Genomic DNA, 1,637 nt, shown 5'->3' with positions numbered 1-1,637 from the left:
ATTGTCTAACTCTTCTTTTGTTTGGGTTTTGCTTTGGTTAATACCTTCTTTGCTATTTGCAACATCCTTATCGGCCTTGTCCCTAGCTTTATCAACAGAACCAAACTGCGTGTAACTACGGTGATGATCACTTTGTCCACTTTTATTTAGCACCTCTAATCCTTTACTGTCCTCTTGATTTTGGCGTTGCATTAAATTATTGTTACCACTGCCCAAAATATTCGTAATTTCCTGTGCGCCTTGATTGGCGTCTCCTTTATCGACCTGTGTATCGGTTTTCAAAGCATTGACAGTGCGCTTGTCTTGTCTTGATTGTACGTCAGCATTTGAGTCTTCATCGGCATTTGTTTGCTGATATTTCGAGCGATCTACATCTCTATTAACAGAATCTACATTTTTGGTGTAGTCCTTTGGTTCTTTAGGGGTAGAGTGGCTAGTACCACGAAGTTTGGTTGTGTCTGCCTCGTCTCCGTTGACGACTATTCCTATGGTTTGACTCACCAAAATACTTTTGGCAGTTTCCTTTAAATTAGACAACATGCCTTGCATAAGAGCTTTCATCTTAGCGGTAACGCTTTGTTTGTTAGTACCCACTTCAAGCATGGCGCCATAAAAATCACCGTCACCAATTTTGACGGTAATATTACCTTTGCCGGCTGCCAAGGCAATATTCATCCCATCACCATAACGCACATTGACATTATAATCACCCTTCATTACAGCCACATTAACGCCATGCCCCACGCGCGTATTAAGGTTGTATTTGCCAATCAAGGCGTTGATGGCAATACCATCGCCAACATTGGTATTGACATTGAATTTACCAATAGACAATCCGACATGAAAACCATCACCCACTTTGGTGGTGATATTGACTTTACCAAGGGCAATCATGGCGCTATAGCCAGAGCCCACTTTAGTAACAAGATTGCCGTTGCCAACGGCAATTTGCAAACTGTCATTATCGCCAACGGAAGTAAGAACATTGGCTTGACCGATACCAGCTTGGATGGTTTGACCCAAGCCCACTTTACTAATGATATTGGCCTGGCCAATGCCTATACCTAGCATTGCACCATTACCAATGTGAGTGATAATATTGGCCCGACCTACGGCAAATGTAACCATGCTGCCTTCGTTCTTTCTACCTAATAATGCAACACCAGTTGCTTTGAGTGCATCAACGCCTGATGTTAAGAATTTTTGTGGTGCAGAAAATACATTACCTCTTGGGAAGAGGCGATGTTTTTCCAAAACAGGGTCTGAGACTACGGAATCTAGTGGGGATACGGTAACTGTAGAATCCTTTGATGAAGATATTCTGGTAACAATATTGGCTCGACCAACCACCAAACTCATGGTGTTACCACTTCCTTCTAAATTAACATGGGTAACAATATTTGCTTGACCAATAGCCGCTGTAATTAGATCACCTGATCCAACTTTGGTTACAATATTAGCCTGCCCAATTGCAAACGCAACTGAAAATCCGTTGCCAATGTGAGTAAAAATATTGAAATTACCAACCATAGCCGCCAAAGTGGTGTCATTGCCAACTTTGGTAAAAATATTAGCCTGCCCACCTATCATTAAAGCGGCACTAAAACCATCCCCAACATGGGTGAATATATTAGCAT

The 1,637-nt window shown here is 41.9% G+C and carries 1 pseudogene; it reads right to left on the bottom strand.

What is annotated here, in order from left to right:
- Positions 1-1,637: pseudogene (locus BAZSYMA_RS09270) on the bottom strand (hypothetical protein); the annotation flags it as partial.

It is taken from the genome of Bathymodiolus azoricus thioautotrophic gill symbiont (assembly GCF_001298715.1).
In the GTDB taxonomy this organism is placed as follows: Bacteria; Pseudomonadota; Gammaproteobacteria; order PS1; family Pseudothioglobaceae; genus Thiodubiliella.
Note: the sequence above shows the minus strand (reverse complement) of the source record. Positions and strands in the feature narration are given on the sequence as shown.